At 71.2% G+C, this 22,018-nt stretch carries 18 protein-coding genes and 1 pseudogene; 12 read left to right on the top strand and 7 right to left on the bottom strand.

The features are described 5' to 3' along the window. The first annotated feature begins 37 nt into the window (after positions 1–37). Entirely contained in the window at positions 38–1,060 is a 1,023-nt protein-coding gene (locus BT364_RS23980; RefSeq protein WP_079179601.1) for an NAD(P)/FAD-dependent oxidoreductase, read from the top strand. Positions 1,061–1,155: 95 nt separating this feature from the next. Here the strand turns inward: BT364_RS23980 and BT364_RS23975 are convergent, their stop codons facing one another. Beyond that, on the bottom strand, positions 1,156–1,782 hold the full coding sequence (locus BT364_RS23975; protein ID WP_072487300.1) for a YceI family protein: 627 nt from the start codon (positions 1,780–1,782) through the stop codon (positions 1,156–1,158). A 259-nt stretch (positions 1,783–2,041) separates the two neighbouring features. On the opposite strand from BT364_RS23975, the gene BT364_RS23970 reads away from it, so the two are divergent. Both BT364_RS23970 and BT364_RS23965 read left to right on the top strand, forming a co-directional pair. Further along, positions 2,042–2,566 carry a hypothetical protein gene (locus BT364_RS23970; RefSeq protein ID WP_072487299.1) on the top strand — a complete coding sequence of 175 codons (525 nt, stop codon included), beginning with the start codon at positions 2,042–2,044 and terminating at the stop codon, positions 2,564–2,566. A gap of 219 nt (positions 2,567–2,785) precedes the next feature. After that, positions 2,786–3,253, top strand: coding sequence for an ALF repeat-containing protein (locus tag BT364_RS23965; RefSeq protein WP_072487298.1), 468 nt, complete (start codon positions 2,786–2,788; stop codon positions 3,251–3,253). Between the two features lie 93 nt (positions 3,254–3,346). Here the strand turns inward: BT364_RS23965 and BT364_RS23960 are convergent, their stop codons facing one another. Further along, positions 3,347–4,576, bottom strand: coding sequence for a glycoside hydrolase family 64 protein (locus tag BT364_RS23960; RefSeq protein ID WP_072487297.1), 1,230 nt, complete (start codon positions 4,574–4,576; stop codon positions 3,347–3,349). Between the two features lie 155 nt (positions 4,577–4,731). Next, a pseudogene (locus BT364_RS23955) lies at positions 4,732–4,893 on the bottom strand (DUF397 domain-containing protein); the annotation flags it as partial. Positions 4,894–5,085: 192 nt separating this feature from the next. Here BT364_RS23955 and BT364_RS23950 point away from each other — a divergent pair. Further along, positions 5,086–5,958: an MBL fold metallo-hydrolase gene (locus BT364_RS23950; protein WP_072487296.1), complete on the top strand. Its 873-nt coding sequence runs from the start codon at positions 5,086–5,088 to the stop codon at positions 5,956–5,958. 81 nt (positions 5,959–6,039) lie between these two features. On the opposite strand, the gene BT364_RS23945 is transcribed toward BT364_RS23950, so the two are convergent. Next, entirely contained in the window at positions 6,040–6,468 is a 429-nt protein-coding gene (locus BT364_RS23945) for a hypothetical protein (protein ID WP_143166533.1), read from the bottom strand. A gap of 304 nt (positions 6,469–6,772) precedes the next feature. Here BT364_RS23945 and BT364_RS23940 point away from each other — a divergent pair, with 304 nt between their 5' ends. The 8 genes from BT364_RS23940 to BT364_RS23905 all read left to right on the top strand — a co-directional run bounded on the left by BT364_RS23940 (position 6,773) and on the right by BT364_RS23905 (position 20,238). Next, positions 6,773–10,648, top strand: a complete 3,876-nt coding sequence (locus BT364_RS23940) for an endo-alpha-N-acetylgalactosaminidase family protein (protein WP_072487294.1) — start codon at positions 6,773–6,775, stop codon at positions 10,646–10,648. 160 nt (positions 10,649–10,808) lie between these two features. Further along, on the top strand, positions 10,809–12,155 hold the full coding sequence (locus BT364_RS23935) for a S1 family peptidase (protein WP_177328211.1): 1,347 nt from the start codon (positions 10,809–10,811) through the stop codon (positions 12,153–12,155). Then, positions 12,152–14,497 (top strand): serine/threonine protein kinase, encoded by a 2,346-nt coding sequence (locus BT364_RS23930; RefSeq protein ID WP_072487293.1) that lies wholly within the window; start codon positions 12,152–12,154, stop codon positions 14,495–14,497. The genes BT364_RS23935 and BT364_RS23930 overlap by 4 nt, the downstream gene beginning before the upstream one ends. Next, on the top strand, positions 14,498–15,907 hold the full coding sequence (locus BT364_RS23925; RefSeq protein ID WP_072487292.1) for a vWA domain-containing protein: 1,410 nt from the start codon (positions 14,498–14,500) through the stop codon (positions 15,905–15,907). After that, positions 15,904–16,998: a hypothetical protein gene (locus BT364_RS42295; RefSeq protein WP_256260184.1), complete on the top strand. Its 1,095-nt coding sequence runs from the start codon at positions 15,904–15,906 to the stop codon at positions 16,996–16,998. Before BT364_RS23925 ends, BT364_RS42295 begins: the two co-directional genes overlap by 4 nt. Continuing rightward, positions 16,995–18,227, top strand: coding sequence for an extracellular solute-binding protein (locus tag BT364_RS23915; protein WP_072487291.1), 1,233 nt, complete (start codon positions 16,995–16,997; stop codon positions 18,225–18,227). The genes BT364_RS42295 and BT364_RS23915 overlap by 4 nt, the downstream gene beginning before the upstream one ends. A 153-nt stretch (positions 18,228–18,380) precedes the next feature. Beyond that, positions 18,381–19,964, top strand: coding sequence for an acyl-CoA carboxylase subunit beta (locus tag BT364_RS23910; RefSeq protein WP_072487290.1), 1,584 nt, complete (start codon positions 18,381–18,383; stop codon positions 19,962–19,964). A 70-nt stretch (positions 19,965–20,034) separates the two neighbouring features. Beyond that, positions 20,035–20,238 (top strand): acyl-CoA carboxylase subunit epsilon, encoded by a 204-nt coding sequence (locus BT364_RS23905; protein WP_072487289.1) that lies wholly within the window; start codon positions 20,035–20,037, stop codon positions 20,236–20,238. 113 nt (positions 20,239–20,351) lie between these two features. Here BT364_RS23905 and BT364_RS23900 read toward each other — a convergent pair whose 3' ends face one another. From BT364_RS23900 to BT364_RS23890, 3 genes are all read right to left on the bottom strand, one after another. Continuing rightward, complete coding sequence (locus BT364_RS23900) at positions 20,352–20,933, bottom strand: GTP-binding protein (protein ID WP_014048542.1); 582 nt, start codon at positions 20,931–20,933, stop codon at positions 20,352–20,354. After that, positions 20,914–21,513 (bottom strand): DUF742 domain-containing protein, encoded by a 600-nt coding sequence (locus BT364_RS23895; protein WP_072487288.1) that lies wholly within the window; start codon positions 21,511–21,513, stop codon positions 20,914–20,916. Before BT364_RS23895 ends, BT364_RS23900 begins: the two co-directional genes overlap by 20 nt. Positions 21,514–21,602: 89 nt before the next feature. Next, positions 21,603–22,016: a roadblock/LC7 domain-containing protein gene (locus BT364_RS23890; protein ID WP_006127847.1), complete on the bottom strand. Its 414-nt coding sequence runs from the start codon at positions 22,014–22,016 to the stop codon at positions 21,603–21,605. Positions 22,017–22,018 lie beyond the last annotated feature (2 nt).

Genomic DNA, 22,018 nt, shown 5'->3' with positions numbered 1-22,018 from the left:
CTCGCGGACGCTCTCCGGTGAAAGGCAGGTGCTTCTCATGAACGACACGACCGGAGACGACAGCGTGGACAGCGGCGGCGGGGCGGCGACCGGGGGCGGCGGCGCGGAACGGCGCTACGACGTGGTGGTGATCGGCGGTGGAGCCGCCGGACTGAGCGGAGCCGTGACCCTGGCAAGGGCGCGCCGGTCGGTGCTGGTGATCGACGCCGGGCAGCCGCGCAACGCCCCGGCCTCGCACATGCACGGCTACCTGGGGCACGACGGCGTCCCGCCCTCGGAGCTGCTGGCCACCGGCCGGGACGAGCTGACCCGTTACGGGGGAGAGGTCGTCCAGGACGCCGTGGTGGCCGCCGAGCGGCTGCCCGACGGCGAGGGATTTTGCGTCGTACGGAAGGACGGGGCCCCGGTCGCGGCGCGCCGGCTCCTGGTGACCACCGGCCTCGTCGACGAGCTGCCCCCGGTGCCGGGTCTGGCCGAACGGTGGGGGCGCGAGGTCCTGCACTGCCCGTACTGCCACGGCTGGGAGGTCGGCTCCCGCCCGGTCGGCGTCCTGGCCACCGGGCCGCTGGCCGTGCACCAGGCGCTGATGTGGCGCCAGTGGAGCGAGGACATCACCCTCTTCCGCCACACGGGGCCCGAGCCCACGGACGAGGAGTACGAGCAGCTGGCCGCCCGTGGCGTCGCCGTGGTCGACGGCGAGGTGACCGGTCTCGACGTGACGGACGACCGGCTCACCGGGGTCCGGCTGGCGGGAGGCCGGGTCGTCGCGGCCGAGGCCGTCGTGGTGCAGCCCGGCTTCACCGCCCGCGCGGACTTCCTCGCGGGCCTGGGGCTGGACGCGGCCGAGGCGAAGGCGGCGGATCAGGTGATCGGTACGTACGTCGCAGCCGATCCGGCCGGGGCGACGGAGGTCCCCGGTGTCTGGGGGGCCGGCAATGTCGCCGACCCGAAGGGAAAGGTCGTCGCTGCTGCCGCTGCCGGGGTGCAGGCCGCCGCGGCGATCAACGCGGACCTGATCACCGATGACGTGAACCGCGCGGTCGCCGCCCGCCGGGCCTGACCGGGGGGGGCAAACGCCGAGCGCCCGCCTCCCTCCCCGGCGGGGGAGGGGGAGGCGGGCGCGCTCGGGCCGCGGGAGTGTGGCGGCGGCAGGCGTCAGGCCTGCGTCACGGCGGACTTGATCGCGGAGATGTCGAAGTTGAGCTTGACCTTGTCGCTGACCATCACGCCGCCGGTCTCCAGCGCCGCGTTCCAGGTCAGGCCCCAGTCGGAGCGCAGGATGTCCGCGCTGCCCTCGAAGCCGACCCGCTCGTTGCCGTAGACGTCGGTGGCGGAGCCGTTGAACTCCAGGTCGATGGAGAGCGGACGCGTGACGTCCTTGATGGTCAGGTCGCCCGTGACGCGGTACTTGTCGCCGCCGAGCTGCTCGGCCTGCGTGGAGCGGAACGTCATGAGCGGGAACTTCTCGGCGTCGAAGAAGTCGCCGCTGACCAGGTGCCCGTCGCGGTCGGCGATGCCGGTGTCGACGCTGGCGATCCTGACGTCGATCGAGGCGGTGGAGTTCGCCGGGTCGGAGCCGTCCAGCTTCAGGCTGCCCTCGTGCTCGCCGAAGGTGCCGCGCACATTGGTGACCATGGCGTGGCGCACGGTGAAGCCGATGCTGCTGTGGGCCGGGTCGATCGCGTAGTCGCCGGTGAGGGCGGCGAGGGCCGGGTCCACGGCGGGGGTGGCGGTGGCGGTGGCGGACGGGGCGTTGTTGTTCTTGCGGTTGAACAGAGCCATGGCTCCTCCTCGGGGGACGTGATCGAGCGGCGATCGAGCGGGGGGCTAGCAGCGGTCGAAGTGATTGTTTAACCTTCAACGAGATTGACTGTAGCGCGATCTAGTTCAATGTTCAACATCAAGGCGGCGGGTGTTCGTGAGTGGCGGCCGAACGATGGCGCAACTCCCGCGTCCGATCGCCGCTCCCCTCTGGCGGACGCGCGTAGAACTCGGGCAGTATCTCCATGCCCTTACTTGTCATGAGCAGGAGGAGTCCCCCATGCTGTCCCCTATGAGACTGCGCCCCGTCCTGACCGCGTTCGCCCTCGTCCTGGGCGTTCTCTTCGCCCCGGGCATCGGTGTCCTGGGCGGTGGCGCGACCCAGGCCCACGCCGTCACCAAGCTCACCCACGCCGAGGCCACCGCCCGGTTCAGCTCCTCCGGGATCACCTGGTCGTCCTCCGGCGGCTGCTCCAACCGCAACGTCGCCACCTGCACCTCGTTCGACCAGCTCAACCTGGCCACCGCGCAGGGCGCCCAGACCCTCAAGAGCGCCACGGGCTGCGCGCTGAACATCACCGGCGGCACCGAGACCGGGCACGCCGGCGGCACGTACTCCCACTGGAACGGCTACAAGCTCGACTTCGCCAAGTCGACCTGCCTCACCAACTACGTCCACAACGTCTTCACCTACATCGGCGTGCGCGGTGACGGTGCCCCCCAGTACAAGGCGGGTTCCGGCAACATCTACGCCGACGAGGGCAACCACTGGGACGTGACGTACTACAACTGCGGCGGCTGCTGACTTCCGTATCGCGAGCGTCAGTTCGTGCGGGTGCCCCGTTCACCGGACGGGCACCCGCACGGGTGTGTGATCACCTCGGCAACGAGCCGGCGGCGAAGACTGCCCGGTCCGGGAAATGAGCCGGGAGCCGCTCCTTGGGAAGATGCCTTGCCGCCGGAGACCGCGCGGCTGCCGGTGCACCGCGCACCGGCCTTTCCTCGACGCGAAGCAGGTGGACCCATGAGACTCACCCGTGCGGCGCTGGCCGTGGCCGCAGGCGCCCTGGCCCCGGCCCTGCTGCTCTCCACCCCGTCCTTCGCCGCCGCGGCGGCCTCCTCGCCCGCCACCGCGTCGGCCGCACAGGACGACGAGTCCCCGTACGACTCGATGTCGGAGGAGGAACTCCGCATCGCCGTCTTCAAGATCCTGGGCGACCCCGACATCGGCAAGGGCGTCTACCGCGAGGCGCAGAAGGCCCTGGACGGCACGGTTGACGACCTGCGCAACTTCCTGAAGACGGGCCTGCGCCTCGCCCAGGCCGAGGACGACCGTGTCGCCGTCTTCAGGATCCTGGCCGACCCGAACATCAGCGACGCCCTGCGCACGGCGGCCGAGAACGTCGTGGACGGCACCCCGGAAGAGCTGCGCCACTTCATCGAAGTCGGCCAGTACGAGGTGGACGGCCGAACCCCGCCGACCTCGGGCTGACCGACCGGCCCCCGGCGGCGATTCAGCGGACGCGGCTGCGGTGCGGGGCGGTCCGCCCCGCACGGGCGGGGCCGCTCGTCCGCGCGCCCCGGCTCAGGCGCCCACGCTCACCGTGAAGCGGCGCGGGTTGCCGTCGTTCGCGGCGCCGGAGACGTCGGGTTCGCCGTCGGGGCGGACGTCGTCGTAGGGGAAGGCGTAGCCGATCGGGGTGTTGGCGTGGACGACGCGGGACCAGTGGTTGGTGGCCGGGTCCCGGTAGTAGTCGGCGGTCGAGGTGCCGTTCGGCTGGTCGGGGTGGGTGAGCATCAGGGAGCGGTTGAAGCCGGAGGCCAGGCGGGCCAGCAGGGCCTTCTTGTCGTCCGGGTCGCCCGGGTTGTTGGCGAACGGGCCGTGGTTGCAGGTGAAGACGTCCTTGGAGGTGGGCTTGGTGAAGGTGTGGCCGCCCTCGAAGGCCAGGACGTCCCCGTTTACCCGGCCGGCGCGGACGCCCCGGCCGCCCTGGAGGTCGATGCGCAGGTCGGTGGAGCGGTACTTCTCCCAGACCCGGTCGATGTAGGACGTGAACACGTCCCGGAACGGCATCTCGTCCGGGCGGTCGAAGAACGGTGCCATCAGGTTCTGCGGTGAGATCACCCGCAGTACGTTGCCGTCCGCCCCGCGGATCACCAGCTTGTCCCACGGCCGGCCGTCGGCGGCGGCCTGGGCCGTGAGGCCGTCCGCGATCCGCTGCACCGCGCCGTCCGGGAGCGGCGCCACGGTGTGCGTCGCGTCGCCGGTCAGGGTCAGGCCGATCGGCAGTGCGGTGACCAGGTCGACGTAGCTGATGTTCGCGTACAGCTGCTGAGGATTGAAGGTGAACTCGCAGAAGGACCAGGTGCGGCCGTAGTTGGCGTCGGTGGATGTCGCGAACGCCGGCTCGACCAGGGCGGGGCCCGGGTTGAGATAGAACGTGAGCGTGTCGTCGCGTACGAAGTAGACGCGGGCGCCGTACATCTGGGGGAGGGTGAGCACCACCGGTCCGCCGCCCGCCGCGTTCAGCGGGATGGCGCAGTCGACGGGCAACGGGGTTTGCGGTGTGGCGGGGGAGTCGGGGCGGTAGACGCTGCCGTCGGCCCGCAGCAGCACCCAGCGGTCGGTGCCCTGCTCGTGGCCGGTGACATAGGCGTTGACTCTGCCCGGCAACGAGCGGTTCTCCAGTGCGAGTTCACAGGTTGCGGGGGCGGCGGAAGCGCTCGGACTCAGGGCGCTGCCCCAGAGGGGGTAGGTGAGGGCGGTGGCGGTGGCGGCGGCGCCGCCCGTCAGGAACAGTCTGCGCGAGATCACGAGAGACTCCCGAGGTGTGGGGGGTCAACCACTCTCGTGAGGGCCGCATCAGGCGTCAAGACTTATGACTGAGAGCGCTCTCAGAAACGGGAAGTCTTCACAACTCGACACATCGAAAGGGGGGTTGCGGCCCGGTACGCCGGGCCGCAGCGTCGTCAGACCGTGGCGTCCAGGAACGCGGTCCAAGCGGCGGGGGGAACGGTGAGGACGGGGCCGTCGGTCACCTTGGAGTCACGGATGTGGACGGCGGCGGGGTGGGCGGCGACCTCGACGCAGTCACCGCCCTGGCTGCCGCTGTAGCTCGACTTGCGCCAGTCGGAACCCCGGCAAGGTGGTGTGGTGCGAGTTCGTGGTGCCGGCGGGGGTGGGGCGCGGCATGTCGACGAGATGGACCCGGGGACCGAGATACAAGATCGGCAGGGTCTACCGGTTCCGGCCGCGCGTGGGCTATCCCTGGAACGGCGGCCCCGAACGAGGGTCGTTTCCGTGGAAGTGGAAGGAGCCCTGCCATGACCGACTGGTACGTGGACGACCGATGCACCAACTGCGATGTCGCCCGGCAGTTCGCGCCGGAGCTGATCGTCGAGGAGGAAGGGGCATCGCGGATTCTGAGGCAGCCGAGCGATGACGCGGAGAACCGGCGCTTACACGCCGCCGTCTTCTCCTGCCACACCCGCTCGATCCGCCCCGCCTCCGGACAGCCGGACCCCGCGCTCGACCCGTTCCCGATGGCGCTGGACGACGGCGTACTGGTCTGCGGGCACAACTCCCGGCAGACCGCCGGCGCCAACTCCTATCTGCTGCGGCGCCCGTCCGGCACGGTCATGATGATCGACACCCCGCGTTGGAGCCCCGGACTCGCCGAGCGGTACGTGGCGGCGACCGGGCCCGTCACCGACGTACTGCTCACCCATCGCGACCACGTCGCGCACGGGCGCCGCTACGCCGACCACTTCGGCGCCCGGATGTGGATCCACGAGGGCGATCTCGACGCGGCCCCGGACGCGGACCGGGTGATCCGGGGGCTCGACCCGGTGGAGATCGGCGAGGGCGTCACCGCCCATCCGCTGCCCGGCCACACCCGGGGCAGCGTGCTCTACCTCGCCGACGGCCGGTACTGCTTCAGCGGCGACAGTTTCTACTGGTCGCGCACGACCGGTGACCTCGAAGTCGCGGAGAGCGTGACCTGGTACTCCATCGAGGAGCTGGCCGCCTCGCTGGCGCGGACGGCGGGCCGGCTGCGGTTCGAGTGGGTGCTGCCCGGCCACGGCGACCGGCAGCGCCGGGACGCCGGCGAGATGTCCCGGCGGCTGCACGCGCTGGCGGAACGCACGGCGCTGCTGCGGCCCCGGCCGATCGACTTCACCGCTCTCCGCTGGTGATGTTCCACGTCCGCCGGTGACGCCTGCCGGACCGGCTCCACGCCGTCCGGCAGGCGCTCGGCCGGTGAGGCGAAACCGTGGTCAGCCCATTGCCATGACGGTCGGCTTCTCCGCGGCCATCAGCATGTACGGGGCCTGCGGATCGGCGTTCACCGCTCCGACCCACCGGTTGTAGAACGCGGTACCGGAATTCGCGGTCGAGCTCGAGTTGACCTCGAACAAGGCGAATGCCCAGACGTTCGAGCAGACCAGGACGAACTCCTGCGCAGTGACATCACGAAGGGTGGCAGCGGCCGCCTTGGACCAGCGTCGATCGTTCTCGGCGAGGTTCTCGCCGACGAAAGCCCGGAGATCACCGCGTGACGTCTGGTTGCGCTTGAAGACTTGTCGGCTGAACTGCCCTTGGACGTGCTGGGAGTTGAAGGGGTACGGGACCCACATCCAGCTCCACCCCGGCCCGGTCCCGTTCCACTCGGCTTCCGCATCCGGATAGTCGTGGTTGGAGATCACGGATTGGAAGGACCTACCCGGAGCGTCCAGCTTGAGCATGCTGCCCCCTGATGTCATCCGTCGGTGAGCCGCGGCAGCGGACGCGCACCGCCCCCCACCGCGTGCTCGTCATTGGGCAGCAGGCTACGTGGAGGGCTTCGGGGTGAGGGCCGGCTTCGGGGAACTTTTTCCACCCGCCTGACGATCGGTCACTGCCCCTGTCCGGCGCTCCGCTTGGACTTACGCAACGCGGTTGTTGGACTGGAGGGTCCCCAGAAGCCGCACGTCGTTGACGCTGTCCAGTCACGGGGACTACTCAGAGCACATGTCGCGAAGATTCACTTCGGCGGGCGCTGTCGCCGCCGCCTCAGCCGCCGTCCTGGCACTGGTGGGGACCGCGCTCCCCGCCACTGCCGCCTCCGCTCCCTCACCCGCCGCAGTCGAACCGGCCGTACCCGCGGGCGCCCCCGTCATCGGATCGGCGCAGCTCTCGGTCGCCGTCGCCGACGACTTCCCGCGCGTTCTGACGTACACCGACAAGGCCAGTGGCGCCCGGCTGTTCGGCAGTACGCAGCCGGTCACCGCCGTGACCCTCAACGGCACCGCGCACCCGGTGAAGCTCAAGGGCGCCCCCCGGGTCACCGCCTCGGCCGCCCGCTACACGCTGACCTTCACCGACCTGCCCGGCGTCGAGATCGACGCCTCGCTCTCCGTCTCCGGCCGCGCCACCACCTTCAAGGTGACGGCCGTCCGCGACACCGAGGCGTTCCGCGTCGGCACCATCGACATCCCCGGCCACGACCTGGTCTCCGTGGGCTCCACGGACACCGGCGGTGCCACCGCCTTCACCCGGCTGGACAACGACTCGACGAAGACCGCCGACGTCTTCTCGAAGGTCACCTCGGACACCGCCGCCGACAAGGCACCGGTGGGTGCCTCGTACGCGATCGTCAACACCGGTTCGCTCGCCGCGGCCGTCGAGTCCAACTCCTCGTACGACAAGCCGTCCGGCGCCACCGGCGGCGACGACGCCCGGTTCTGGCACCAGGCCCGCAAGGCCGACGACGGCAGCGTCCGGGTCGGCGTCTGGTCCGGCCAGTGGACCTACCGGGGCGACGGGGCACCGAAGCCGGAGAGCGGGGACGACCTCCCCCGGGCGAAGGTCGTCGTCACCCCCGACGCCAACGGCGACCGGGCGGTCGACTGGCAGGACGGCGCCGTCGCGTTCCGCTCCATCGGTGTCGAGGCGCCCGGCAGCAAGGACACCCCGGACCGGGTCGTCACCCACATCCCGTTCAACTTCGCCAGCCAGGCCACCCACCCCTTCCTGCGCACCCTCGACGACGTCAAGCGGATCTCCCTCGCCACCGACGGCCTCGGGCAGCTGGCGCTCCTCAAGGGATACGCCTCCGAGGGCCACGACTCCGCCCACCCCGACTACGGCGGCGACTACAACAAGCGCGCCGGAGGGCTGAAGGACCTCAACGAGCTCCTGAAGGACGGCAAGAAGTGGGGCGCCACCTTCGGCGTCCACGTCAACGCCACCGAGGCGTACCCGGAGGCCAAGGCCTTCGACGAGAAGCTCGTCGACAAGACCAAACCCGGCTGGAACTGGCTGGGGCAGAGCTACTACATCGACCAGCGCCGCGACATCAACAGCGGTGACCTGGCCAAGCGCTTCCAGCAGCTGCGCGACGAGACCGACCCGAACCTGAGCCTGCTCTACATCGACGTCTACTACACGCACGGCTGGATCGCGGACAAGACCCTGCAGTCCGTGCAGAAGCAGGGCTGGAACGTCGCCACCGAGTGGGCCGACAAGTTCGAGCGCGGCTCGCTCTGGTCGCACTGGGCCAATGACCTCGACTACGGCGGCGCCACCGACAAGGGCCTCAACTCGAAGATCATCCGGTTCATCCGCAACGGCGAGAAGGACGTCTGGAACAACGACCCGGTCCTCGGCCAGACGGCGATCGAGGAGTTCGAGGGCTGGACCGGCGAGACCGACTGGAACGCCTTCTACGACAACATCTGGCAGCGCAACCTGCCCGCCAAGTACCTCCAGCAGCGACAGATCACCCGCTGGGACGGCAACGACATCACCCTCACCGGCGGTGTCCGGGGCACGGTCGAGGACGGCAAGCGGACCTTCTACGACCACGGCCGCAAGGTCCTCAGCGGCACCGACTACCTGCTGCCGTGGGACGGCGGGAAGAAGCTGTACCACTACAGCAAGTCCGGCGGTACGAGCAGCTGGGCGGTGCCGTCGAACGGCACGTACACCGTCTACGAACTCACCGACAACGGGCGGGTCAAGAGCGGCACGGTCAAGTCCGTCGACGGGAAGATCACGCTGACCGCCGAGGCCGGCCGGCCGTACGTCCTCTACCCGCGGCAGGCACCGAAGGCCACCGACCCCAAGTGGGGCGAGGGCACCCCGGTCGACGACCCCGGCTTCAACGACAAGGGGCTGACCGCCTGGTCGAAGACCGGAACCGTCGCCCGCGAGACCGACGCGGGCGGCCTCGACAGCGCCCAGCTCTCCGGCAGCGGCACCGCCGCACTCGCGCAGCGCATCGACGGCCTCACCCCCGGCAAGCGCTACACCGCCTCCGCGCTCATCGAGGTCCAGCCCGGAAGGACCCGGCACACCACGCTCTCGATCGGCGGGAAGACGGTCGCCGTGGACCGCTCCACCGTCAAGGACCAGGTCGCCGCGTCCGAACGGCACGGCACGTACTTCCAGCGGGCCAAGGCGAACTTCACCGCCCCCGCGAACGGCCGCACCACCCTGCGCATCGAGGCGGCCGGAGGCAGCGCCGCGAGCGTGCGGGCCGATGACGTACGCATCGCCGCCAATGCCCCGAAGACAGAGGAGAACACCCTCTCCTACGAGGACTTCGAGGCCGTGGACCAGGGCTGGGGCCCCTTCCTCAAGGGCGACGCGGGCGGTTCCACCGACCCCCGCACGGTCATCTCCCAGCTGCACGCCCCGTACACCCAGGCCGGCTGGAACGGGAAGCTGATCGATGACGTGATCGGCGGCAAGGAGTCCCTCAAGTCCCACGAGGAGAACGCCGGACTCGTCTACCGCACCGCCCCGTGGACCGTGCCGATGGCCGACGGGCACCGCTACAAGGTCGAGTACGACTACCAGTCCAGCCACGCGGGCGCCTACGAATGGGTCGACGGCTACGACCGGATCACCACCGACGGCAAGCCCGACTCGGTCGAGACCCGGACCACCGCCATCGGACAGCAGCGCACCACCGGCCACTTCGCCGAGACCGTCACCGCGGGCTGCGGCGACACCTGGACCGGCCTGCGCAAGCGTGACGACGCCCCCGACGGCGCCGACTTCGTCCTCGACTCCTTCACCGTGACCGACCTCGGCCCGGCCCCCGATTCCGAGCAGGCCGCCTGCGGCACCCTCGGCGTCGAGCCGGCCGCCGAGACCCTGGAGCCGGGCACGGCCAACACCGTCAAGGTCTCGTTCACCAACTACGAGGCGACGGCGGCGACCGGAGTCACCCTGAGCCTGTCCGTACCCGAGGGCTGGAAGGCGGAGCCCTCCGGCGCCGTCACCTTCGACTCGGTCGCGGCGGGCGCCGAGGCCACCGGCAGCTGGCAGGTCACCCCGCCGGTCGACGCCAAGTACCGGACGTACGGCCTGAGTTCCGAGGCCGAGTACACCGTCGGCGGCGCACGGCGCACCCTCGGCGCGCAGACCTCCGTACGGACCCTGCCGCCGCCGCCCACCACCGACAGCTGGGCCGGCGACCTGGACTGGACGGCCTCCGAGAACGGCTGGGGCCCGGTGGAGAAGGACCTCTCCAATGGTGAGACCGGCACCGGCGACGGCTCCCCGCTGACCATCGGCTCCACCGTCTACACCAAGGGTCTCGGCAGCCACGCACCGGCGAGAATCCGCTACTACCTGGGCGGGAAGTGCACCTCGTTCACCGCCCAGGTCGGCGTGGACGACGTGCAGAAGACCGCCGGCAGCGTGCAGTTCTCCGTCAAGGCCGACGGCACCGAGAAGGTCAAGTCGCCCGTGCTGAAGGCGGCCGACAGCGCCTGGTCGCTGACGGCGGACGTCACCGGAGCCAAGTACGTCGAACTCGTCGTCGGCGACGGCGGCGACGGCAATGGCAACGACCACGCGGACTGGGGCGACGCGCGCTTCCACTGCGGCGGCTGAGCCCTCGCGATGCGGGGCGGGCGCACCTGACCGGCGCGCCCGCCCCGCATCGCGCATGCGGCGGCGGCCCTCCCGGTCGTGACATTCGGTGGACACCGGGTGACCGGAGTGTGTCCGAAGGCTGGGAGCGGCGCCCGCTACGCGCGTATTCTCTTGCGGCATGGGGGAGTTGAAGGCGGACTGGCGGCTCCGGTTACGGCGGGGCGGCGCGGACGGGCCGGTCTGCGGCGCCGGGGTGCTGCTCACCCGGGACCGGGCACTCACCTGCGCGCACGTCGTGGGGGAGCCGGACACCCGGATCTGGGTGGAATTCGCCGAGAACCCCGCCATCGCCCCCGTCGGGGCCCGCGTGGCCGAGGGCGGCTGGCTGCCCGGACTCGGGGCGACCCGCGAGGACATCGCCGTACTCGCCCTGGACAGCCCGCGCCCGCACGCCACCCCCGCGACCCTCGAACGGAGCCTGGAGCGCGGCGACGAGGTGTGGATCGGCGGGTACGCCCGATCCTTCGCCGACGGGATGTGGCTGACCGGGCGGATCAGCGGAGCGCACGGCGCGTGGATCCAGCTCGACGCCGCACGCAACGAACAGGTGGTGAAACCGGGGTTCAGCGGGGCCGCCGTGCAGGTGCGCGGCGGGCCGGCCGGATCGCCCGAGCGGGTCGTCGGAATGGTCGTCAGCTGGCGCGGCGACCTCGATCTGGCGCTGCCCGCCGACAACGACCTTGCGTTCTCGTACATGATCCCGATCGACCGGATCGCCGAACTCGTGCCACTCGTAGCCGAGTTGAGTGGCCCGGACGGCTGGGACCACGGGCTGGACCGGCGGTTGCGGAGATGGTTCGCCGGGGGCGACGAGCCCGCGGTGCGCTTCAGCGTCGTACCCCATGGCGGCGGCCGCGACCGCACCCTCAAGCACCACCTGCACCGCGCCCACCTCGTCTACCGGGGCGGACGCACCACCCCCGAGGACTTCACCGACGAGCTGGTGACCCGGCTGCGACCGCCCCGCCACCTCGCCCAGGCCTACCGCGACTGGCTGCTCGCGGGCGGCACCCCGCCCGAGCGGCCGGCGGACGGGGAGCCGGGGAGCGCGGGGCCAACCCTCGCCGTGACCGGACTCGACGAGGACCCGAGGCCGCTCCGGCTGGTGCCCCTGCTCGCACGGGTGCGGACGCTCGGCTTCCGGCTGCTCGTCATCGTGCGGGACAGCCACGGCGAAGAGGTCACCGAGGTCGCGCGGCAGCTGCTGTTACCCGCCCTCGACGAGTGGGCCGAGCGACTGGTCCGCCGCGTCGAGGAGATCGAAACGGAATGGACCGGGCTGAACGGCCTGGTGGAGTCGGGCTCCCTGATTCCCCTGCCACGCACCGGCGCGGCCCGCCGCAGGCAGCAGCTGGCACGACTGCGCGCCGCCCCGGACCCGCACGAGCAGCTCCGCGGCCTGCGCGCCCTGCTGCGTGAACTCCGGGCGGACCTGCAGCGGTACGGCCGGGCGGGCCGCCGATGAGGATCCCCTGCCCGCACCGCCGGTTCACCGGAGCCCCCTGCGAAGGCGCCGTGCTGTCCACCGGCTACTGCGACACCTGCGGCCGCTCCGAGGACGGCCCGGGACTCCCGCCGCTGCCCACCACCCCCGACAAGTGCGGCCCCAGAGGGCTGCTGGAACTGCCCCCGCTCAGCCCGAGCACCCCGGAGCAGCGGCTGGGCGCCGCCGTGACACAGGCACACGTCCGGATGAGCTGCTCGTCCAAGTCCTGCGCCACGTACTTCGTCGCCCCGTACACAGCATCCCCGCCGCCCGACGAGGGCCACTGCCCCAAGTGCGGCGCCCCGTACTCCTACCGCCCCGAGCTCAGCCGGGACGGGCCGCTCCTCCAGGACCAGTACCGGATCCTCGGGCCCATCGCCCACGGCGGCCAGGGCTGGGTCTACCTCGCCCTCGACACCCACCTGGAAGACCTCGTCGCCGTGAAGGGGATGCTGAACCGGTACGCGGAAAGGGGCGCCGCCCAAGCCGCCGAGGAGCGCCGCAGCCTCGTCGCCATCCGGCACGAACGCATCGTCCAGATCCGGGACTTCGTCAGCACCAGCAGCGCGGACGGCACGGTCTCCGGCGGCTACATCGTGATGCAGGACGTCGGGGACCGCACGCTCTCCGCCGTGGTCGAGGCGACCCGGCAGGGCAACTTCGTCCTCGACATCGAACACGTCATCACCTACGGCTGCCAGATCCTCGAAGCCCTCGCCCATCTGCACGGCATGGGGTTCCTGTACGGGGACATGAAGCCGTCCAACGTCGTCCACGAGTACGACGGCGTCAAGGTCATCGACCTCGGCGGGGTACGGAAGAGCGGAACCGCCGGGCCGCCGCCCGTCATCACCCCCAGGTACGCCGCGCCCGAGACGGTCGGCGGCAGTCCGCTGACCGTGGCCCACGACATCCACACCGTCGGGGTGACCCTGGCCGAACTGGCGGGCTGGGCGGTCGGCGACGACGTACCCGGCCTCGGCACCAGCTCGTTCCGCCTGGTGGTGGAGCGGGCGACCGACGAGGACCCGGAACGCCGGTTCGCCGACGCCGAGGAGATGGCGGGCCAGCTGCGCGGAGTGCTGCGCGAGATCCGGGCGCTGCGCGGAAAACGGGACCGGACCGAACCGTCCGCCTACTTCACCCCGTCCACCGAACTGCTCGGCGCCCGGCTGGGCACCGTGCCCGAGTACGCGCACTGGCTGGATCGCGCCCCGCACCGCCGCGACGAGACGCCCGAGGCGCCCGTCCTGGACTCCGGGCTCCCCACCCCCGCCGAGATCGCCCGGCGGCTGCCGGTCCCCAGGCCCTACCCCGGGGACCCGGAGGCGGCCCGGTTCCTGGTGAGCAGCTACGACCCCGGACGGCTGCTCACCCAGCCCGCCGAGGGGGAGCGGTCGGTGGAGATCTGTCTGCACAACGTCCGGCTGCTGCTCGGCCAGGAGGGCGGCGAGGCGCTGGCCCGGGCGCGCGAACAGGTGGAGGCGGCGGACGCCATACCCGGCCCCGGACCGGTGCGGCAGTGGCGGCTCAGCTGGCACCGGGGACTCGTCGCGCTGCGCGGCGCGGAGGTCCTGGACGACCGGCGGCAACTGCTGGAGGCCGCCCTGGATCACTTCGCCGCCGTCCACCGGGCACTGCCCGGCGAGTACGCCGCGAAGCTGGCCCTGGCCTATGCCGCGGAGCAGCTCGGCCCGGACCGCCCGGCCGGTCCGGGCCCCTCGGCGTTCGAGCTCTTCCGGGCCGTGCACGCCCGCAACCCCTCCCACGTCGGCGCCGCCCTGGGCCTGGCCAGGCTGGCCCTGGCGCGCGGCGACCGGGACGCGGCGGCCGAGGTCCTGGACCTGGTGCCGGACGAGTCGCGCGACCACGCCGTCGCCCGGATCGCCGCGCTGCGCATCCGGGCGGCCCGGCTCGCGGCGGGCGGGCGGCCGCTGCCCGGGAAGCGGCGGATCGACACCGTGCTCGCCGCCGTCCCGTTGCGCGAGGGCGGCCCCGGGCCGCATCCGGCGTCCGTGGTGACGGGCGACGAGTCGGCCCGGCTGCTGCGCACCGAACTGTACGAGTGGAAGCTCGACGCGGTCCGGGCCGAGGCCGGCCGCCCGGGGCCCGACGCCCGCTGGTGGCGGCGCGGACTGCCACCGGCACCGGTGCCCGGGGAGCGGGCCGTACGGGAGGAACTGGCCCGGTGCTACCGCTGGATGGCCCGGCAGTGCAAGGACATCGCCGACCACGAGAAGCTCATCGACCTCTCCCACGCCGTCCGCCCGCAGACCCGTTTCTGGTTACCACCCCGACGCCGTACCCCTGGAGGCAGCTGAATGGGCCGCACCGCCGCGTTGGCCGGTCTCGGGATCAGCCTGTCCGTCCAGGCCGCGAAGAAGCAGCGGCCGGACCCGGACGCCCGGATCGACGCCCATGTGCGGGTCCGCGCCGTCGCGGTCGGGCCGCGCGACCGGATTCCCGCCGTCGACATCGCCCTGGTCGTCGCGGTGGACGTGGCCGCCGGGCGGCGTGACGCGGCCGTCGCGGCGCTCACCGAAGCCGTGGGCGCCCTGCCCGACGGGATCTCCTACACGGTGCTGGGCGGTGGGGCCTCGCAGTGCTACCCGCTGCGCGGCCGGTGGGCGCTCGCCGATCCCGCCGACCGTCGGGACGCCGCCTTCAGCGTCGGACGGATCGCCGCGGCCGACGAGAGGCAGCCGCCGGCCGGGTACACCACCTGGCTGGCCAGGGCCCGCGAACTCTTCGCCGAACGCGCCCTCCCCGTACGGCATCTCGTGCTCGTCACCGACGGCGCCGGCCGGGCCGACGAGGACGACGCCTCCCGCCCGGACAGCGCTCTGAGTCGCGAACTGGCCCGTTGCGAAGGGGAGTTCACCGCCGATGTCGTCGCCCCGGGAGCGGGCTGGGACCCGGCTCCGCTGATCGCCGTCGCGGAACGGCTGCACGGCGCCGCCGGCTCCTCGCCCGACGCCTTCGCCCCCGCCGTCGCCACCGCCCTGGGCAGGCTGCGCAAGGTCCGCAGCCCCGAGCTGCCCATCGAGGTGACCGTGCGTCCGAACGTGCGGGAAGCGACGCTGATCGAGACCGCACCGCACCAGCAACGGCTGGAGCCGGAACCGGTCCGGGACGACCCGCGACGGCTGGAGTTCCGCACCCACCAGTGGAAGCCGGAATCCCGCGACTACCTCCTCACCCTCCGGGCCGACGCGGGCAACGACCCGCTGGGTGTCCCCCTCCAGCTCGCCGCCGTCACCGTCGGCGGCGCCACCGAAGCGGTCGTGGTCCGCTGGCTGCCGTCGGGCACCGCCGCGGCCACCGCCCGCATCTCCGGCGCCGCGGGCCGTGACATCCACACCATGAACGTCTCCACACGGATGCGGACCGCCCTCAACGACGGGTACGCCGCCCTCGACCTGGGGAGCCGCGAGCGGGCCGAGGCGCAGCTCGGACTCGCCGTCCGGCTCGCCACCGAGATCGCCGCCGACTGGGTCCTGGACGAGGTCCGCAAGGTCGCCCGCATCGTGGACGGCCCGCGGGGGGTCGTCCGGATCGGGCCGGCCGTCGACCCGGGCGCCGTCCGCCAGGGGATGCTGAGCATCACCTCCGGACACCCCATGGAGCTGCCCCCGGCACCCCCGGACGGGCCGGCGCTCCACTGCCCGTACTGCGACCGTCCGGCCGGACCCGCGGCCGTGTTCTGCATCCACTGCGGGAGGCAGCTGTGAGGTTCGGACGGCGATCGGGCCGGCGCGCCTACCGGTCCAGGACCCGGCGGCTGCTGGAGCGGCATCTGGCCGCGATGCTGGTGACCACCCTGGTCTCGATGAGCGCCCTGCTCGTCTCGTACCGCGAGGTCCAGATCTCGGCGGGCGAGATGCGCGACCGGGGCGCCCCGGCCGTGCAGGGCGTGGCCGCCACCCAGCTCGCCCTGCTGCGCGCCCACAAGGAGGCCCAGGCATCCGTGGACAGCGGCATCGCCGATGTGGTCGGCGCCGGTGCCCGCTACGAGAACCAACTGGCCGCCGCCGACCAGGGCCTGTCCCGGCTCTCCGACGTGCAGATCGACGGGGACCGCGGCCGTGGGGTGCTCGAAACCGTGAACGGGTTGCTCACCTCGTACAGCAGCTCCATCACCCCCGGCGCGGTGAAGTACGTGTCGGACGAGCTGATGCAGAGGGAGAAGTTCGCCGAGGCCGAGACCCTCCTCACCCGCAGGGGCACCGGTGTGGTGCCGCGTCTGGACGTCCTCCAGGGACACCAGATGGACCGGATCGACACGCTCACCTCGATGAGTCCCCTGCGGTGGTCCGGCTGGGCGGTCGCCGAGCTCGGCCTGCTGGCCATGGCCCTGATCACCCTCTCCGCGCTGTGGGTGCTGCGCACCCGCTGCGGCCACAGCCTCGACCTCTGCCTGCTGGTCTCGCTGCTGGCCGTCGTCCTCCTGGCGACGGGCCCGCTGATCGCGACGAACAAGACCCAGGACCAGCTGGCCACCGCTCGTGACCGGCTGTTCCGGATCGAACAACAGGCCCATGACCAACAGGCCCGTGACCAACAGGCCCATGACCAACAGGCCCGTGACCAACAGGCCCATGACCAACAGGACCGCGACCAACAGGCCCGCGAACTTCGCGTTCTGGCCGGAGCCCAGCAGGCCGTCACCGATGAGTCGACCAAGGCGCGTGCCGGACTGGCTGCCGAGGGCTGGCAGAGCGGCACCTACTACGGGGCGCTGGCGGTCGGTGCCCTGCTCGTGCTGCTGCCCGCCGTCGGCATCGGCCGGCATCTGAACGCCGACTACTGGAGGACCGGATGATGCCGCGCGCCCGCGCCGTCCTGCTCGTCCTGTGTCTGGCGCTGGCCGCGGCGGGCTGCGGACTCGCCGCGCCCGGCGGCGGCGAACAGCCGAAGGTGACGATCCTCGGGCCGTGGACCGACGACCAGCAGGCCCAGTTCCAGGCCGTCCTGGACACCCTGGGAACCCCGTACACCTACCAGGGCACCGCCGCCACCCGGGAGGTCCTGCTCGCTGCGGTGCAGGCCGGCAATCCGCCCGACATCGCGATCCTGCCCGGCGTCGGGGATCTCGTCGAGTACGCCGCGGAGAAGCGGCTGCGTCCGCTGGGCAAGGGCGCGGGCGCGAAGTACGGCAGGCCCTGGCAGCCGGAGGCGAAGGGTATAAAGGCCGATCTCTGGGTGCCGCTCAAGGCGGACCTCAAGAGCATCGTCTGGTACCGCAAGGACCGGCCGCCGCCCTCCTACCCCGCGCCGCTGACCTCCTGGTGCATCGGCATGGGCGACGACGGGGCCACGGGCTGGCCGGGCAGCGACTGGATCGAGGACCTGATCCTGCAGACGGCGGGCCCGGTGCTGTACGAGCGTTGGGCGACCGGGGACCTGAGCTGGACTAACGCCCGGGTGGTCCATGCCTGGAGCCTGTGGGCCGGCCTGCTGGCCCAGGCTCCGGACACCGCCCGCCGGGCCCTGCTCGACGACCACCGGGGCGAGCCCGGCAAGCACGGACTGCTCTTCGACGACAAAGGCTGCGTCCTGGAGCACCAGGGCTCCTTCGCCCGGTCCTTCTACAGGGACCACAGCGGGCGGGCCGCCTTCACGGACTCCGCGTCGCTGTTGCCCTCGGGCCCGACGCTCAAGGGCCGCGAGGTGTCCGCCGACTTCGCCGCGCTCTTCGGCGACTCCGCACAGGCCCGCGATCTGCTCACCCGGCTCACCTCGCGCCCGGCGCAGGAGGAGTGGGGCCGCAGGGCCGGGGTATTCTCGCCGGACCCCGACGTGCCCGCCAGGAAGGGTACGGTCGAGAAACAGATCAGCAGCCGCCTCACCGACCAGCGGGTGCCGCTCTGTCTGGACGCGTCGGACGTGATGCCCGCCGACGTGCGGGACGCCTTCTACGAGGCGGTGCTGCTGACCATCGCCGACCCCGGAGCCCCGGTGAAGAAACGGCTCAACGATGTCCAACGAGTGCAGAACGCCCAACCGGACCACACCCGGAGGCTGACCGGGGTGTGCAGCAGACCACAGTGAGCCTTTGTCGGACTCACACAAAGACTGCCCCGTACCGGCTGGTACTTCGCCTGCATGCCGCTCGGATTCTGTGGGGCTCCACCAGGAAACGGGTCAGGAGACTGTACGGAGTCAACGGCAGGATTTACTTGCCCGGCTTCGTAGGGTCAGTACATGACCGTTGTGGACGAAACCCCGGGCGAGCCGAGCGACACCCGTGGCCGTGTGGCCGAACTGCTGGCACTGCGTGAGCAGGCCCGTCGCGGACCGAGTGACCGGGCGACCGAGGCGCAGCACGCCAAGGGCAAGCTGACCGCGCGTGAGCGCATCGCGCTGCTCCTGGACGAGGGTTCGTTCAAGGAGGTCGAGCAGCTGCGCCGGCACCGGGCGACCGGCTTCGGCCTGGAGGAGAAGAAGCCGTACACCGACGGTGTCATCACCGGCTGGGGCACGGTCGACGGCCGTACGGTCTTCGTGTACGCGCACGACTTCCGGATCTTCGGCGGTGCGCTTGGCGAGGCCCACGCCACGAAGATCCACAAGATCATGGACATGGCCATCTCGGCCGGTGCCCCGCTGGTGTCGCTGAACGACGGCGCGGGCGCCCGTATCCAGGAGGGCGTCTCCGCGCTCGCCGGGTACGGCGGCATCTTCCAGCGCAACACCCGGGCCTCGGGCGTGATCCCGCAGATCAGCGTGATGCTCGGCCCGTGCGCGGGCGGCGCGGCCTACAGCCCGGCGCTGACCGACTTCGTGTTCATGGTCCGTGAGACCTCGCAGATGTTCATCACCGGCCCGGACGTGGTCAAGGCGGTGACGGGCGAGGAGATCACCCAGAACGGGCTCGGCGGCGCCGATGTGCACGCGGAGACCTCGGGCGTCGCGCACTTCGCGTACGACGACGAGGAGACCTGCATCGCCGAGGTCCGGTACCTGATCGGGATGCTGCCCTCGAACAACCGCGAGAACCCGCCCACCGCGGCGAGCGACGACCCCGCCGACCGGCGCGGCGACGTCCTGCTCGACCTGGTCCCGGCCGACGGCAACCGCCCGTACGACATGCACAAGGTCATCGAGGAGCTCGTCGACGACGGCGACTACCTGGAGATCCACGAGCGCTGGGCCCGCAACATCGTCTGCGCCCTGGCCCGCATGGACGGCCAGGTCGTCGGCATCGTCGCCAACCAGCCGCAGTCCCTGGCCGGCGTCCTGGACATCGAGGCCTCCGAGAAGGCCGCTCGATTCGTCCAGATGTGTGATGCATTCAACATCCCCATCATCACTCTTTTGGACGTACCCGGCTTTCTGCCCGGGGTCGATCAGGAGCACGGTGGAATCATTCGGCACGGTGCGAAGCTGCTCTACGCGTACTGCAACGCCACCGTGCCGAGGATCTCGCTGATCCTGCGCAAGGCGTACGGCGGTGCGTACATCGTGATGGACAGCCAGTCCATCGGAGCGGATCTGACCTACGCCTGGCCGACCAACGAGATCGCGGTGATGGGCGCCGAGGGCGCCGCCAACGTCATCTTCCGTCGGCAGATCGCCGACGCCGAGGACCCGGAAGCCATGCGGAAGCGCATGGTCAAGGAGTACAAGGCGGAACTGATGCATCCGTACTACGCGGCCGAGCGCGGCCTGGTCGACGACGTCATCGACCCCGCCGAGACCCGCGAGGTGCTGATCGCCTCGCTCGCCATGCTCCGCTCCAAGCACGCCGACCTGCCGTCCCGCAAGCACGGCAACCCCCCGCAGTAGTCCGCACGCCGCGCAGCACCCCTGCCGGGCCCGCGAAGACCTGCCTGCCGAGAAGACGGAGAAACCACCCATGACCACTGCCGCCGAGTCCGTGCTGCGCGTCGAGAAGGGCCTCGCCGACCCCGAGGAACTGGCCGCGATAACCGCGGTCCTGCTCGCCCGCGCCGCCGCCCAGCCCGCCGCGCCCCCAGCCCGCCGCGGCCGCGACACCGCCGGATGGCGCCGCCTGGAGCGCACCCCGGGCTTCCGCGCCCCGCACTCCTGGCAGGGCTGATACGCAAGGCGTGAAAGCGTGAAAGGGCCCCGCACTCCTTCCGGAGTGCGGGGCCCTTTCGTACGTCCGGACCGGCCCCAGGGCCTGTCCGCCCCTGATCCGCAGGGCAGGCCCTAGCGGAGCCGCGCCATGAGCGCGTGCTCGACGAGCGTGATCAGCGCGCTCTTCGCATCGGCGCGGTGGCGCGCGTCCGTGGTCAGGATCGGGGTGTCGGGTCCGATCTGGAGGGCCTCGCGGACCTCGTCGGGGGTGTAGGGCTGGTGTCCGTCGAAGCCGTTGAGGGCGATGACGAAGGGGAGCCCGCTGTTCTCGAAGTAGTCGACGGCGGGGAAGCAGTCGGCGAGGCGGCGGGTGTCGACGAGGACGACGGCGCCGATGGCGCCGCGGACCAGGTCGTCCCACATGAACCAGAAGCGGTCCTGTCCGGGCGTACCGAAGAGGTACAGGATCAGGTCCTGGTCCAGGGTGATGCGACCGAAGTCCATCGCCACCGTCGTGGTGGTCTTGTCCCCGGTGTGCGTCAAGTCGTCGATGCCCGCGGAGGCGGACGTCATCACGGCTTCGGTGCGCAGCGGATTGATCTCCGAGACGGCACCGACGAACGTGGTCTTACCCACGCCGAAGCCCCCTGCCACCACGATCTTCGCCGAGGTAGTGGAGCGGGCTGCTCCGCCGCTAGAGCTTGCGAAGTCCACTGAGCACCCTTTCGAGCAGTGTCACATCTGGCTGGCCGCCGGCGGACTCGTCGCCGCCGGGCTGATGAATAGCGACGAGTCCGGCCTCTGCCAGGTCGGCTACGAGGATCCGGGCAACGCCGAGCGGGATCGAGAGCAGTGCCGAAATCTCGGCGACCGACTTGATCTCGAAGCACAGCCGGCAGATCCGCTGGTGCTCGGGCAACTGCCCTTGCAGCCGGGACGGATCGGCCGTGGTACTGACCAACGCCTCAATGGCGAGTTGGTAGCGCGGTCGGGTCCGGCCGCCGGTCATGGCGTACGGACGAACCAGCGGATTGTGCGCGGAGGGCGCGGCAGGCTCGGGGGTCTGCCGCGGCTGTACCGGCTGAATACGGGGCGAGTCGTAGCGGTGCGGACGCTGCGTGGGCCACCCGGCCCCCTGCGGGGTGTCCTGCTGCTGCGGCTGCTGGTAGGGCCGGTACGGCTGCTGGGCGCCCTGCCTGCTGGGTGTGGAGGGGAAGTTGAACGGGTTGTCCCCGTGCTCACCCGGTACCTGCCGGCCACCGTTGTACGGGTGTCCGCCCTGGGGTGTGTCCACGATTCCTCCTCCGACTACCGGTCCCGATTCCAGTGGGTCCGCGCCACCGCACCTTATGGCCCAGTGGCGTGAAACGCACTGTCTGTCTATTAGTTAAGAAGACTTCCTTGCAGTTCAGCACGGAGGTCCGGGGTGAGGACACTGCCCGCACGGTCGACGAGAAGGGCCATTTCGTACCCAACCAGACCGATATCGGCGTCCGGATGTGCGAGAACGGCCAGCGAAGATCCGTCGGAAATGGACATGATGAAGAGGAATCCGCGCTCCATCTCCACGACTGTCTGATTCACCGCGCCACCCTCGAAGATCCGCGAGGCGCCCGCGGTCAGCGAGGTCAGCCCGGAGGCGACGGCCGCCAGCTGGTCGGCGCGGTCACGGGGGAATCCCTCGGACATGGCCAGCAGGAGTCCGTCGGCGGAGACCACCACCGTGTGCGACACCCCAGGGGTGTTGTCCACGAAGTTGGTGATCAACCAGTTCAGATTCTGCGCCGCCTGGCTCATCG

Origin of the sequence: Streptomyces atratus (genome assembly GCF_900119365.1) — a bacterium.
GTDB classification, from domain to species: Bacteria; Actinomycetota; Actinomycetes; order Streptomycetales; family Streptomycetaceae; genus Streptomyces; species Streptomyces atratus_B.
The sequence above is the reverse complement of the archived record's forward strand: the minus strand, read 5'-3'. Positions and strand labels throughout refer to the sequence as shown.